General features: G+C 73.0%; 13 protein-coding genes. 9 read left to right on the forward strand and 4 right to left on the reverse strand.

All coding sequences use genetic code 11. The annotated features are described in order from the left end of the window. Positions 1 to 67: 67 nt before the first annotated feature. The 6 genes from ACQPXD_RS04800 to nudC all read left to right on the forward strand — a co-directional run bounded on the left by ACQPXD_RS04800 (position 68) and on the right by nudC (position 6,113). Positions 68 to 250: a hypothetical protein gene (locus ACQPXD_RS04800; RefSeq protein ID WP_432835192.1), complete on the forward strand. Its 183-nt coding sequence runs from the start codon at positions 68 to 70 to the stop codon at positions 248 to 250. 68 nt (positions 251 to 318) lie between these two features. Continuing rightward, positions 319 to 1,299, forward strand: coding sequence for a hypothetical protein (locus ACQPXD_RS04805; RefSeq protein WP_432835194.1), 981 nt, complete (start codon positions 319 to 321; stop codon positions 1,297 to 1,299). Positions 1,300 to 1,356: 57 nt separating this feature from the next. Continuing rightward, on the forward strand, positions 1,357 to 2,562 hold the full coding sequence (locus ACQPXD_RS04810) for a S8 family peptidase (protein ID WP_432835196.1): 1,206 nt from the start codon (positions 1,357 to 1,359) through the stop codon (positions 2,560 to 2,562). A gap of 7 nt (positions 2,563 to 2,569) precedes the next feature. Further along, the gene (locus tag ACQPXD_RS04815) at positions 2,570 to 3,865 is read left to right on the forward strand and encodes a M16 family metallopeptidase (protein ID WP_432843644.1); all 1,296 of its coding nucleotides are present in this window, start codon (positions 2,570 to 2,572) and stop codon (positions 3,863 to 3,865) included. After that, positions 3,862 to 5,196, forward strand: a complete 1,335-nt coding sequence (locus tag ACQPXD_RS04820) for a M16 family metallopeptidase (RefSeq protein ID WP_432835198.1) — start codon at positions 3,862 to 3,864, stop codon at positions 5,194 to 5,196. Before ACQPXD_RS04815 ends, ACQPXD_RS04820 begins: the two co-directional genes overlap by 4 nt. After that, positions 5,193 to 6,113: an NAD(+) diphosphatase gene (nudC, locus tag ACQPXD_RS04825; RefSeq protein ID WP_432835200.1), complete on the forward strand. Its 921-nt coding sequence runs from the start codon at positions 5,193 to 5,195 to the stop codon at positions 6,111 to 6,113. The genes ACQPXD_RS04820 and nudC overlap by 4 nt, the downstream gene beginning before the upstream one ends. A gap of 88 nt (positions 6,114 to 6,201) precedes the next feature. Here the strand turns inward: nudC and ACQPXD_RS04830 are convergent, their stop codons facing one another. Continuing rightward, positions 6,202 to 6,798: a hypothetical protein gene (locus ACQPXD_RS04830; protein WP_432835202.1), complete on the reverse strand. Its 597-nt coding sequence runs from the start codon at positions 6,796 to 6,798 to the stop codon at positions 6,202 to 6,204. Positions 6,799 to 6,861: 63 nt separating this feature from the next. Then, complete coding sequence (locus ACQPXD_RS04835; protein ID WP_432835204.1) at positions 6,862 to 7,104, reverse strand: mycoredoxin; 243 nt, start codon at positions 7,102 to 7,104, stop codon at positions 6,862 to 6,864. 83 nt (positions 7,105 to 7,187) lie between these two features. Between ACQPXD_RS04835 and ACQPXD_RS04840 the strand changes: the two genes are divergently transcribed. The 3 genes from ACQPXD_RS04840 (at position 7,188) to ACQPXD_RS04850 (ending at position 10,393) form a co-directional block, all read left to right on the forward strand. Next, complete coding sequence (locus ACQPXD_RS04840) at positions 7,188 to 9,272, forward strand: ATP-dependent DNA helicase UvrD2 (protein ID WP_432835206.1); 2,085 nt, start codon at positions 7,188 to 7,190, stop codon at positions 9,270 to 9,272. Positions 9,273 to 9,429: 157 nt separating this feature from the next. Next, on the forward strand, positions 9,430 to 9,885 hold the full coding sequence (locus tag ACQPXD_RS04845) for a hypothetical protein (RefSeq protein WP_432835208.1): 456 nt from the start codon (positions 9,430 to 9,432) through the stop codon (positions 9,883 to 9,885). Positions 9,886 to 10,003: 118 nt separating this feature from the next. Next, a complete protein-coding gene (locus ACQPXD_RS04850; protein WP_432835210.1) occupies positions 10,004 to 10,393 on the forward strand; it encodes a WhiB family transcriptional regulator in 390 nt (129 codons plus the stop codon). Positions 10,394 to 10,728: 335 nt separating this feature from the next. Here the strand turns inward: ACQPXD_RS04850 and ACQPXD_RS04855 are convergent, their stop codons facing one another. After that, positions 10,729 to 12,069: an ABC1 kinase family protein gene (locus tag ACQPXD_RS04855; RefSeq protein ID WP_432835212.1), complete on the reverse strand. Its 1,341-nt coding sequence runs from the start codon at positions 12,067 to 12,069 to the stop codon at positions 10,729 to 10,731. Between the two features lie 137 nt (positions 12,070 to 12,206). Further along, entirely contained in the window at positions 12,207 to 13,277 is a 1,071-nt protein-coding gene (locus ACQPXD_RS04860) for a hypothetical protein (protein WP_432835214.1), read from the reverse strand. Between the last annotated feature and the right edge of the window lie 657 nt (positions 13,278 to 13,934).

The following is a 13,934-nucleotide window of genomic DNA, read 5'->3' on the forward strand; positions in this document are numbered from 1 at the left end:
AATTGGCAAGGTTCCGACAGCTGGCTGTCGGCGGAACCGGATCCTCCTCGAAGCTGTCAAAGAGGGCATGCGAGGGGAAGTGCGCAAGATGCAGGCACAGCACGTTCGCGAGGTCGCGGTGGTGGTCGGGGTCGCCACTGCCGGGGTGGTGACCGTCGCGCTCATCGTGCTCGGCCCGGTCGCCCTGTCCGACGGACCGCGGTATCCCCAGGTCACCCAGCTGCACACCCCGCCCCAGCCGGAACCGTGAGGTCCTGAGCCAATACCCAGCGGGGGCTGCTGGTCGCCGTCGCGTCCGGCTGAGACACTTGGCGTGACATGACCGAGCCGAGTTCACCCTGGGCCACGCCGGACACGCAGACCGTCATTGAAACGGTCCGGCCCGCTCCCGCGCCGCCGTCCACCGGCGGGGCGGGCGGTGCCGTGCGGGTCGCGCCCGGTTATGCCTCCGGGCGGGTGTCGCAGGGCGGGACGCCTCCGGTGGTACCGCCGCCGGACGTCATCGCGTCGGGGCCGGACGACGACGATGATCCGGTCCGCCGCAACACGCGGATCATGAAGTGGCTCGGCGGGGGCGCGATCCTGATCGTCGCGATCGGGTTGATCGCGATCCTCGTCTCGGCCCTGACCAACAACGCCACCACGCCGGGCGGGCTGTTCAACCGGCAGGCCGAGGGGCCCAGCGACACGCGGCCCGAGCTGGCCCGCCGCTGCCCGCCGCCGAGCATCCCGCCGGACAACCCCAACCGCGGCGGCGCCGAGGTCCCACCCGGGCCGCGCACCGTCGACAACGAGTCGGGGATCTCCTACAAGCAGTACGGCGACCCCTGGCGCCCGCTGCAGGAGAACTGGCGCGACCAGGGCGACCTGAAGATCACGTACCGTATCGGCCAGGACTTCGTCACCGAGCCCGACTACGACGGCCAGGGTGACGACTATCACGCCACGATCCTGTCGGGGCACGTGCCGGCCGCGGTCAACGACGGCATGGTGCTCGACCTGCACTGCGTCGGCGACCAGATCGCCGCCGACGTGCGGGTCAGCTTCTACCCCAAGGGCAACCAGCTCGAGCAGCTCGACGCGCGGGACCTCACGCTCGGCGGTCGCCCGGCCCGGCTGCTGAAGTTCCGGCTGCACTTCGACCAGCCCGGGCTGCGGGCCAAGAGCGAACTGGTGTCGATCGCGCTCGTCGATCTCGGCAAGCCCGAGGCGGCGATCCTCTACGTGTCGATCCCCGATACGCACCGTCAGTTCGACTACGTCGCCGACGAGGCCCCGGAGAGCATCCGCCCGGTCTGAAAACGCTCCTAGCTGCATCGTTGGCGTCACTTGCGCGCATCCGGCACGCTATCGCGCATGAAGCAGCGGCTCGCCCTCGCCGTGGCCCTCGGCATCGCCGTGGCCGCCGTGCCCGCACTGCCCGCCCGCGCGGACGTCATCCGTGACGACGAGTGGCACCTGCGGTACCTCAACGTCACGGAGGCCAACCAGAAGACCAGGGGCGAGGGCGTGACCGTGGCGATCGTCGACCGCGGCGTCGACCGAACCCACGACGACCTGCGCGGCGCCGTGCTCGATCCGGTCTTCACCACCACCGGCGGCGATGCTGCTTCGCCCGCGCCCAGCACCCCGGCCACCACCACCGGGGCGAGCGACGACCCCGATGGCCACGGCACCGCGCTCGCCGGCGCGGTCGCCGGGCAGGGCCACGGCCAGGACCACGGCGACGGCGTGATCGGCGTGGCGCCCGGCGCCAAGATCCTGCCGATCGTGCTCGACGTGCCGGCCGACCGCGCGCCCGGCCCCGACGACCTGGCCACCGGCATCGAACTGGCGGTCGCGCAGAAGGCGGCGGTGATCGTCGTCGGCTACTCGGTGTCCGGCAGCGAGCGGCTGCGCCAGGCGGTCCGCGACGCCCAGCGGGCCGACGCGATCGTGGTCGCCGCCGACGGCGACCAGCCGAGCCGGGATTTCGACCCGTATCCGGCCGCCTACGACGGGGTCCTCGCCGCCATCCCGCTCACTCGCGCGGGTGACGTGCGCGTGCAGTCCACCAGCGGGCGGCGGCTCGGCCTCGGCGTGCCCGGCTACCAGATCATGACCACGAACAACGACAACCGGTACCGCGTGGACGACGGCAGCGCCTGCGCCGGGCTGCTCGGCGGCGCGGTCGCGCTGCTGCGCTCGGCATACCCCGACGCGCCGTCCGCCGAGATCATCCGCCGGCTGACGCTCACCGCGGTCGACGTGGGGCCGAAGGGCCCCGACCCGGAGAACGGCCTCGGCCGGCTCGACCTCGTCCAGGCGCTCACCAAGCGCCTGCCGACACCCTCGCCGTCACCCTCGCCGGGCGCGTCCCCGTCGGCCGGCGCCGCCGCCCCGGCCAGCGCCCCCGCCGAGGCCGCTCCGCTGCGGTACCGCTCGCGTGGACCGTACGGGTGGCTGTTGGGCCTGCCGCTGCTCGCCGTGATCGCCGGTCTGATCTGGTATGCGGGGCTGGCCGAACGCCGAGTCAGGATTTCCGCCCGGGAGGAAGTAGATTCGGTGGGTGTCCAGTCGTAGCCCCGCTGTGCGGATCCCGGCTTCCCAGTACCCCGTCGAGCGCTTCACCCTGCCCAACGGCCTCCGGGTGGTGCTGACCCCAGATCGCGCCGCGCCGGTCGTCGGCGTCGCCGTGGTCTACGACGTCGGCATCAGATCGGAGCCGCAGGGGCGGACCGGCTTCGCCCACCTCTTCGAGCACCTGATGTTCCAGGGCTCGGAGAATCTGGAGAAGCTCGCCCACTTCCGGCACGTGCAGGGCTCGGGCGGCACGTTCAACGGATCAACGCACTTCGACTACACGGACTACTTCGAGACCCTGCCCTCCAACGCGCTGGAGCGGGCGTTGTTCCTCGAGGCCGACCGCATGCGCGCGCCCCGGCTGACCGAGGAGAACCTGCGCAACCAGATCGACGTGGTCAAGGAGGAGATCCGGGTCAACGTGCTCAACCGGCCGTATGGCGGCTTCCCCTGGCTGCGCCTGCCCCCGGTCATGTTCGACACGTTCGCCAATGCGCACGACGGCTACGGCTCGTTCTCCGACCTCGAGGCGGCCACCGTCGCCGACGCCAAGGACTTCTTCGACCGGTATTACGCCTGCGGCAACGCCGTGCTGGCGGTCTCCGGCGACTTCGACGTGGCGACCGCGACCCAGCTGGTCGAGCGGCACTTCGGCGACGTGCCCTCCCGCCCCGCCCCGGCGCGGCCGGACTTCGCCGAGCCCGACCTGACCGCCGAGCGCCGCTCGTCCTACGAGGACCGGCTGGCCCCGCTGCCGGCGGTCGCCGCGGCCTGGCGGGTGCCCGACCCGGTCGACGATCTCGACGCCTATCTGCCGTATGTGGTACTCGCCGAGGTGCTCACCGACGGCGACGCCTCCCGGCTGGTCGAGCGGCTGGTCCTGCGGGACCGTTCGGTGACCAGCGTCGGCGGCTACGTCGGGTTCATGGGGGAGCCGTTCGCGGTGCGGGACCCCACCGCGCTGGTCCTGCAGGCGCACCTGCCTCCCGGCGGGGACGTCGACAAGGTCCTGCGCAGCGTCGAGGAGGAGTGCGCGCGCATCGCGAGCGACGGCCTCGCCCCCGACGAGCTCAGCCGCACGCAGGCGCGCATGGCCACGCACCTGCTGCGCGACACCGACGCGGTGCTCGGCCGGGCACTGCAGATGGCCGTGCTGGAGCAGCAGCGCGGCGAGCCGGCGCTGCTCAACCGGCTGCACACGCTGATCGGTGAGGTCACCGAGGAGCAGATCGTCGCCGCCGCGGGGCAGCTCGTCCCGGCGCGCCGGGCCGCGGTCGAGGTCATCGCCGGAGGAGCCAAGTGACTGTGACAACCCCGCCGCGCGCCCTGCCGGTGCTCGGGCCCAACCGCCCGCTCAAGCTGCCCACGACCGTCGAGCAGACGCTGGACAACGGGCTGACCGTGATCGCGCTGCGCCGCCCGTCGGTGCCGCTGGCCGAGATCCGGCTGCGGGTGCCCTTCGCGCAGGCCAACCTGGCCCGGGCGGCGCTGCTGACCCAGACGGTGCTGTCCGGCACGTCGACCATGTCCACCGTCGACATCGCCGCCGAGCTGCAGAAGGTCGGCGGCGGGCTGTCCGCCGGCGCCGACCCCGACCGGCTGCTGATCTCCGGCAACGGGCTCGTCGACGGCCTCGACCGGCTGCTGGACATCCTCGCCGAGGTGCTCACCGACGCCTCGTATCCGGCGGAGGAGGTCGACACCGAGCGCGCCCGCCTGGTCGACCGGATTCGCGTGGCCCAGAGCCAGCCCAGCCACCTGGCCCGGGTCGCCCTGCTCAAGCGGATGTACGGCAGCCATCCGTATGCCGTCCAGACGCCCGCGCCGGAGCAGGTCGAGGCGGTCGCGCCGGACGAGCTGCGCGCGCTGCACGCCGAGCGGCTCCACCCGGCGGGCGCCACGCTGGTGATCGTCGGCGACCTGGAGCCCGAGCGGGCGATCGCCGCCGCCGAGCGGATGCTGGGCAAGTGGGACGGCGCCGGCGCCCAGGCCGAGCTCCCGCCCGCGCCCGCGCTGCGGCCCGGCCCGCTCACCCTGGTCGACCGGCCCGACTCGGTGCAGTCCTCGCTGCGCCTGGCCCTGCCGGCGGTCCCCCGCAAGCACCCGGACCACGCCGCGCTGCAGCTGGCCAACCTCGTCTTCGGCGGATACTTCTCGTCCCGCTGGGTCGAGAACATCCGCGAGGACAAGGGGTACACCTACGGCCCGCACTCGCTGATCGAGCACGCCGTCGCCGGGTCCGCGCTGGTCGTCTCCGCCGAGGTGGCGACCGAGGTCACCGGCCCCGCGCTGCTGGAGACGCTCTACGAGCTCGGCCGGCTGGCCAGCCTGCCGCCGAAGGACGAGGAGCTGGAGCAGGCCCGGCAGTATGCGTTGGGCACCCTCCAGCTGGGCATGTCCACCCAGGCCGGGCTGGCCGGGCTGGTCTCCACCTACGCCGGCTTCGGCCTGCGGCTGGACTACCTGGCCGAGCACGCCGCCCGGCTGGCCAAGGCGGACAAGGCAGAGGTGGCCCGGGTCGCCGCCGAACACCTCGCGCCGGCCAGGGCGGCCGCCGTGGTCCTCGGCGACGCGGCCAAGATCGAGGCCCCGCTGGCCGCGCTGACGCCGGTCGTGCGAGCCGAGGAGTCATGACGGCGGACAGCCAGGAGCGGCTCGCGCCGCCGTTCGCGCGCGGGCCCCTCGAGCGGGCGGCCCACCGCCGCACCGACGAGGCATGGCTGTCGGCCGCCTGGGCCCGGGCGCGCGTCGTGGTCGTCGACGACGGCCACGTGCTCGTGCGCCCGGGCGAGCCGCCCGAGCTGGTGCTGATCGACGCCGCCGACGCACCGGCCGGCGAGCGGTTCTTCCTCGGCGAGGAGCCCGGCGGCGCGGTGTATTTCGCGGTCGCCGCCGACGTGACCGCGACGGACGGCACCGCGCGGGTCAACCTCCGCCAGATCGGGCACTCGCTGCCCGACCTGGCGGCGGGGCTGTTCATCACCGGGGTCGCGCTGGCCAACTGGCACGCGCGGCACCCGTTCAGCCCGCTCAGCGGCAAGGTCACCCGGGCCGGGCACGGCGGCTGGGTGCGGATGACCGAGGACGGCGCGGAGACCCTCTGGCCGCGCACCGACCCGGCCGTGATCATGCTGGTCCACGACGGCATCCCCGGCCCCGACGGGCGCTGCCTGCTCGGCTTCAACGCGCAGTGGAAGGCGCTCGGGGCCACCGTGCCGCGCTTCTCGACGCTGGCCGGGTTCGTCGAGCCGGGCGAGTCGGCCGAGATGGCGGTGGCCCGCGAGGTGCTCGAGGAGGTCGGCGTCAAGGTCGGCGCGATCACCTACGTGGCCAGCCAGCCGTGGCCGTTTCCGGGCTCGCTGATGCTCGGCTTCCACGTGCTGGCCGAGGCCGGGGCGGCGATCACGGTCGACGTCGAGGAGATCGCCGAGGCCCGCTGGCTGACCCGCACGCAGATCGCCGCGGTCCTGTCCGGCGAGACGGCCGACTTCGGCCTGCCGTTCCCCGCCTCGATCGCCCACTACCTCATCACTGCGTGGCTCGAGGGCTGAGAATGTGGGCCTCGGTGGTGCCGCCCCGAACAGCTCTCCAGCACCCTAGCAGACGCGAAAAAACGGCTGACGCAGTGTAGCAGCTCGGTCACGGCGCGGCCGAGCGGCTGAGCGCCTCGGCGTGCCAGCTCGCGCACCAGCGGTCCAGCACGGCGGCGGCCTGCGCGGGCTCGATCTCGCGCAGCTCGTCGTCGATGCGCAGGCTGATGAACGCGTTGGTGGGGTGCCAGGCGAGGTCGCGCCAGACCGCCTCGTCGGTCACCCCGCCGGCCGGCGTGACCGTGCGGCGCAGCAGCGACAGCGGGCGCTCCGGCGTCGTCTCGTCGTCGATGCGCACGAAGTAGGTGACCAGCCGCCGCGGCTCGCTCGGCGGCCCGGCCCGCCAGGCGCGCAGCGCCTCCTCGGTGAGCCGGTCGTCGGCGGCCGGCGCCGGGGCGCGGAAGCCATGCGCGTGGATGCTGGCGAGCAGGTCGGGCTCGGGCGCCAGGCCCTCGTGGAGCACCTCGTCGACGAACCGCTCCGGCCACAGCCACAGCCCGTCGGTGTGCAGCACGGCCGGGCCATGGCCGCGGCCGATGGTCGTGCCGCCCGCCAGGTAGTCGGCGATGCGGTGGCGTCGCTCGGGACCGGCCACCCGCGGTCGGTCCGGCGTGTTGGGCACCGAATACAGACGAGCGACCCGCATGGTGGCCGGCCTCCCCAGGCATTCCGGCGTTCTAGCCAGCCACCGTAACGGATTCGCGCCGGTTCAGCTACCGACAGTTTCCAAATGCTTCTTGACCTGCACGATCGACGGGTTCGTCATCGCCGTGCCGTCGTCGAACCGCAGCGTCGGGACGGTCTGGTTGCCGCCGTTGACGCTCTCGACGAACGTCGCCGCCGCCGGGTCCAACTCGATGTCGATCACTTCGTACCGGATGCCCTCGCGGTCCATCTGCGTCTTGAGCCGGCGGCAGTAGCCGCACCACGTGGTCGAGTACATGGTCAACATTGGGTTGTTCCTCCAGAAAGCATCGGCGGGGTCACACAGCCAAATCGTGATAACACCGCGCTCGGGTGGAATGATGTCCAGCTGTGGCGGACTCCTCAGAGATTCTTGCCGGGCTGGACGGCGACCAGGCCGCCGCCGTGACCGCCCCGTCCGGGCCACTGTGCATCCTGGCCGGCGCCGGCACCGGCAAGACGCGGGCGATCACGCACCGCATCGCCCACCGGGTCCGGTCCGGACAGGTCCGCGCTCAGCACGTCCTCGCCGTCACGTTCACCGCCCGGGCCGCCGCCGAGATGCGTGAGCGGCTCGGCCGCCTCGGCGCCGAGGGCGTGCAGGCCCGCACCTTCCACGCCGCCGCGCTGCGCCAGGTGCGCTACTTCGCGCCCCGGCTCTTCTCCGGCCGGGACATGCCGGCGCTGCTGGAGAGCAAGGCCCGGCTGGTCACGCAGGCCGCGACCCGGGCCGGGCTGCGCACCGACCGCGAGTCCGCCCGCGACCTGGCGAGCGAGATCGAGTGGGCCAAGGCCTCGCTGATCGAGCCGGACGACTACGCCACCGCGGCCGCCAAGGCGCTGCGCGAGCCGCCGTTCGACGCGGCCAAGGTCGCCAAGGTGTATGCCGAGTACGAGCGGGTCAAGCGTGCCCAGGGCGTGATCGACTTCGAGGACATGATCCGCGCCGCGATCTGGGCCGTCGAGGAGCACTCCGACGTCGCCGAGCAGGTCCGGGCGCAGTATCGGCACTTCGTCGTCGACGAGTACCAGGACGTCAACCCGATGCAGCAGCGCCTGCTGGATGCGTGGCTCGGCGGCCGCGACGACCTGACCGTGGTCGGCGACGCCAGCCAGACGATCTACTCGTTCACCGGGGCCAGCCCGGCGTACCTCGTCGATTTCAAAGGGCGCCACCCGGGGGCCACGGTCGTGCGGCTGGTGCGCGACTACCGCTCCACGCCGCAGGTCGTCGGCCTGGCCAACGCGGTCATCTCGCGGGCCCGCGGCGAGCTCTCCCGGCTGCGCCTCGAGCTCGTCGGGCAGCGCCCGCCCGGCCCCGAGCCGACCGTGCACAGCTTCGCCGACGAGCCGGAGGAGGCCGCCGCGGTGGCCGCCCGGTGCGCGGCGCTGATCGCTTCCGGCACGCCGGCCCGGGAGATCGCCGTGCTGTTCCGGGTCAACGCCCAGTCCGAGGTCTACCAGGAGGCACTGGCCGAGGCGGGCGTGCCGTATGTCCTGCACGGCACGGAGCGTTTCTTCGACCGCACCGAGGTCCGCGAGGCCATGATCGCCCTGCGCTCCTTCCGGGGTCCGGTCGATGAGGGTTTGGTACCGGCGGTGCACACCGCCCTGGAACGCGTCGGCTGGCGCGCCGACGCCCCACCCACCGGCGGCGCGCAGCGCGAGCGCTGGGAGGCGGTGACCGCGCTGGTGAACCTGGCCGAGGGCATGCCTTCGGTCGCGCTGCCCGACTTCAACGCCGAGCTGCAACGCCGCGCGGCGCTGCAGCACGTGCCGACCGTCGAGGGCGTGACGCTGTCGTCGCTGCACTCGGCGAAGGGCCTGGAGTGGGACGCGGTGTTCCTCGTCGGCCTGGCCGAGGGCACGCTGCCGGTCATCCACGCCCGCACGCCGGACGCGGTCGAGGAGGAGCGGCGGCTGCTGTATGTCGGGGTCACCCGGGCCCGGCACACCCTGTGGCTGTCGCACGCCGCCGCCCGCACCCCGGGCGGTCGACCGCGCCGCCCGAGCCGCTTCGTGCCCACCGCCGAGCCGCTCCGACGCCCGCCGTCCGCCGGGCCGGTCGACAAGGCCGCGCTGGCCGGCCGCGTCCGCCGCGTCATGGCCGTCTCCTGCCGGGTGTGCGGCACCGGCCTGGTCAACGGCGCCGACCGCAAGCTGGGCCGCTGCTCCACCTGCCCGTCGGACCTCGACGAGGAGCTGCTGGCGCGGCTGGTCGACTGGCGGGCCCGGCTGGCCGCCGTGCAGAAGGTGCCCGCCTTCGTCATCTTCACCGATGTCACCCTTTCGGCGATCGCCGAGCGCCGTCCCGCTCGCCGGGAAGAGCTCGCGGTGATCGCCGGGATCGGCCCGCGCAAGCTCAGCCTCTACGGCGACGACGTGCTCGCCCTGGTCAACGGCACTTCGGTCGAGGCGCTGTGTAAGGACCGATGAGCGGTTCGGTGGTTTGCGGCGGTAGCCGAAAATATGACAGAGGCTTTTCCCGGAAATTCGGTTGCCCTACCGTTGAGGCACGGCATAGCCTGCGAACACGACGCCGGACGGCCGGCCGTCGACACACCACGAGTCTGCAGAGAGTAGGTGGGACCCCGTGAAGCTCTATCTGACCTCGGAGCGGCACGCGGCGCTGCTGCCTGCCGTCTGCCTATCGGCTGTGTCGGTGCGCCGCGTCCCGCCGTCGCTGTCGGCGCCGTGGCGGGAGTCTGCCCAAATCCAGGCTCTGGTCTCAGTCTCGACAGTCGTTCCGGCTGCCGTCCTGGTCCCGTCCGCGTCCGTCGCGGCCGAGGCTACCGGGTCGGTCCGGGTCGACCTGCCGGTTCGGGGCACCGAGCCGGGCGGCAAAGCCGAGGCCCGCACCGACGCCACCCGTATCGATGAGCACCACGTCGCTTCGGCGGCTCAGCTCGACCAGCGCGGAATCCGAGTTCAGGGGATCACTGGGCTCAGCGTTCAGGGGACCAACGGGTTCAGCGCGAAGCACGACATGACGGCTCCGAAGCCCAATGGCGGAGTCCGCGGCATACCACCTCGAGGCAGGCCGGTCTGACAAGACCGACTTACCGGCTCACCTCGAGGCCGCGGAACCCGACACCGGGATCCGCGGCCTCATTTGTTTGACCAAACGATCACACCAAACGATCGACCGACAGAAAGGGGTGACCGGGATGAGCCTGGCCGTGGCATCGATCGACGTGCGTAGCAGCGCGGGTTCGGCCGTGGACGAGCGCCTTCGCGTCGCTGCGCGAGGCATCAAGTCCGACCTGCCGTGCCGCACCTTCGACCCGGACCTGTGGTTCGCCGACTCGCCGGCGGAGCTCGAGCTCGCGAAGTCGCTCTGCGTGGAGTGCCCGCTCCGCGCCGAGTGCCTGGCGGGCGCCATCGAGCGCGCCGAGCCCTGGGGTGTCTGGGGTGGCGAGATCTTCGAGCGCGGCGCCGTCGTGCCGCGCAAGCGTCCGCGGGGCCGCCCGCGCAAGGAGGACGTCGCCCGCGACGCCGTCCTGCGGGTCGAGGTTGCCGCTCGTACGGCGGCAGTCGCCGCCGGTGTGGCGGCCTGACATGAACGCACATCGACTGCCGGCCAGCCGAGGGGCGCGCGCCGCGCGACCGACCCGGCTCCGTCAATCCGATAGCTACACCGAGTTCCGCACCACCCGACCGAGGAGCAACGAGATGTCCTTGCAACTACTCCACGAAGCACTATCCCGGGCCCGAATGCTTGGGCCTCAGGCTGAGAAGCGCTCTGAGGCTTACCCGTCCGCCCGTCAGGTCGCCATGCGTGCTCGTCGTGAGCAGGAGCAATACCTGACCCGACACTGACCCAGCTAGCGGGGCTCTCCACACCGGAGGGCCCCGCCCGCTACTTCCGCTTCGGTCCCGTCCGGCCGGGCCGCTACTTCCGGCGGCGCGGCTTGCGGGGGGCCGGCTCGGCGAAGCCGGGCAGCCACTCGGTGAGGATTCCCCGGTAGGCGGCCCGGGCCTCCAGTTGGCACAGCACGCCGATCGAGCCCAGCGTGACCCGGTGCACGAGCATGTAGGACGGCGGCAGGTTGAGCTGGCGGCTCAACGCATACGCCGGGCTCTTCGGGTTGGCCAGCCGCCCGGCCTCGGCCCGCAGCCAGGCCCGGCTGAACTGGAACTCGTCCTGCGCGATCGGGTCGAGCATCGGCCGGATGTAGCCCAGCACCGCGGCCGCGTCGACCTTCGGGTCCTCCTTGAGAAACCCCTCCTGCTGCAGGCCCTCCAGCACCGCGTCCGCGTCGCCGGCCAGGGTCAGCCGGGTCAGCCGGCCGATGATCTCGGGATGCCCGCCGGGCAGGTGGGCGACCGCGCCGAAGTCGAGCACGCCGAGCCGGCCGTCGGCGAGCAGACGGTAGTTGCCCGGGTGGGGATCGGCGTGCAGCATTTCGGCCCGGGCCGGTGCGGAGAAGTGCAGCAGCGCCATGAGGTGACCCGAGCGGTTTCTTTCCGCTTCGGTACCGCCGGAGATGATCGCCGACAGCGGCGTCCCCTCGACCCATTCGGTCACCAGCACGCGCGGCGACGAGGCGAGCACCGGCGGCACGTAGATGTCCGGGTCACCGTCGTACGCCGTGGCGAACGCGGTCTGCGACCTGGCCTCGAGCTCGTAGTCGAGCTCCTCGGTGACCCGGTCGCGGATCTCCTGCACCAGCGGCTTCACGTCGAGGCCGGGCTGGATCGCCTTGAACAGGCTGCCGAAGCGGGCCAGCTGGTTGAGGTCGGCCCGCAGCGCGTCGCCGGCGCCCGGATACTGCACCTTGACCGCCACGGACCGCCCGTCGGCCCACACCGCCCGGTGCACCTGCCCGATGCTGGCCGCGGCGGCCGGCTTGTCGTCGAACTCCTTGAAGCTCGAGCGCCAGTCGGCGCCCAACGAGTCGGACAGCACCTTGTGCACGCTGGCGGCCGGCAGCGGCGGCGCGGCCTCCTGCAGTTTCGTCAGCGCCGCACGATACGGCCCGGCAAGCTCTTCGGGCAGGGCCGCCTCGAACACGCTCAGCGCCTGCCCCATCTTCATCGCACCGCCCTTGAGCTGCCCGAGCACGCTGAACAGGTGCTCGGCGGTGCGGCGCTGGACGTCGGCGGAGACCACGTCGGCGGCCATGCCCGTGACGCGCTTGCCGAGGCCGAGCGCGGCCCGGCCGGCCAGTCCGAGGGGCAGCGACGCCAGCCGTGCGGTGCGGGCTACTGCGCCCCGTGGGATCTCGGTCACCACTCATTCTTACCCGGTGACCGCACCACGGCGAGGGCGGCGGCGATCACAGCCTGGCCGGAGGGGCCGCACCGCGGCGGCGGCGACGGCAGTCACAGCGCGGCCGGAGGGTCGCACCGCGGCGAGGGCGGCGGCGATCACAGCCTGGCCGGAGGCGTCGCACCACGGCGGCGGCGACGGCAGTCACAGCGCGGATGGGCGCCCCACGCCCGGCGCCGGAACTCGCCGGGCCGGGCGATCTCGACGATGGCCGCCTCGGTCCGCAGCGCGCCGCCGTCGATATATGAGAGCACCTCATCGGCGGCGAACGCGGCCCCGGCCATCGCCGTGGTGAGGGCGCACGGCTCGCCGCCCCCGCCCGGCGCGGTGGCCAGCTGGGCGGCCAGGACCGGCCAGGCCGGGTCCCGGTCGCTGCGGTGCAGCTCGAGGCAGAGCCGGCACGGCGATCCGGCCGGGCGGACCAGCGGGCCGACGAGCACCGTCCCGAGCCGTACCGTCACATCCAGACGCGGCAGCGTGTGCAGCCGCATCCCGCGGCGGGCGAGCCCCGGCGGATGCCGATCGCCGACCTGGACGACGAAGTCGACGGTGTCGGATCGTACCGATGAAACGTCCACTCCCGGCGCGAACCGCGTGATCACCGTCGAGGTCGCGATCGCCCGTGACGCGGCGACATCATGCGAGCCGAGGCCGCCGACGGCCACGTCCGCGTGCGTCGCCGTGCCCTCCACCACCGGCTCGACGTGCCCGACGCCGGCTCCGGCGAGCGCGGTGGCCAGCGGCGCCACCAGCGGCCCGTCGCCGGCCACGACGACCCGGCTCGAGGTGCGCCGGCGCAGGACGTCGGCCGGGGTGCGGGGCCCGTCGCCGGCACGCAGCCGCAGGCCGATCGCGGCCGCCTCGACGGCGAGCCGGGCGTGCACCGGCCTGGGCAGCCCGGTGGGCAGCAGCGCGTGGGCGCCCACCACCAGCCCGGCCGCGCGCAGGGCCTGCACCAGGTCGAGGACGTCGGCGTCGTCGAGGCCGAGCGCTTCGGCCTCGGTGAGCAGGACGTGCAGGGTGCGGGAGCCGTCGAGCAGGTCGAGGACGCGGGACAGCTCGGGGCGGCCCAGCTCCAGGACGACCGCGGCTTCGGGATCGGTACCCAGCTGGACCGTGCGCTCGTCGCGCCAGAGGCGCCGCAGGCCGGGCAGGAGCGTCGGGCGCATGCCGGGAACGCTCGCACGCCCGGCCGCCGGCCGAGGCGGTTGTCCACAGGCCGATCCACCGCCGGCCGGCGTTATCCACAGCCACGCACCGAGTTATCCACAGGCCGTGGCGCAAAAACCGCATATCGCCGCCGGCTTGTCCTACGGTTACGCGCGTCTCCACGCGGGCCGGTTCGGCGCAGCGTTGCGTGAGTCGACCGGCCCGACATTGGTGGCGCGCCGCGTGCCGGGTTGCCGTTTGTCGGAGTCACGCGAACGGCGTTGCGTCCCGAGGGCCGGCTCGGCCGGCGTCGGTGGCTTGCCGCCGGGTTCCTTGCCGCGTGCCGGTGTCGCGCGGCCGGCGTCGGGTCCCGGGAATCGATCGGGCCGACGCCGGCCGCTCACCGTTCGGCGGCTTCGACCGCGGAGCGGGCTGCGGCCGGGTCGGCCCGATCGGCCGCGAAGCCGGGTTTGCCGCGTGATGCTTCTGGGGGCTGGCAGGGGCCAAACCGGGAAAGCGGCATACCCGAAATGTCGGATATGTCCGTCACGAAGTGGCGGACATATCCGCAGCCGTTCGCCGGGGGCGGGGAGGCAGAACGAGCGGCTGGCTTTCGGTGCACTTCGCGCGCTTCGGCCCGATCCCGGCCTGGCCTGGTCGCGGCAGTTCCGGCCGGC

The sequence above is a fragment of the Dactylosporangium sp. CA-092794 genome (assembly GCF_050948465.1).
Lineage (GTDB): Bacteria > Actinomycetota > Actinomycetes > Mycobacteriales > Micromonosporaceae > Dactylosporangium.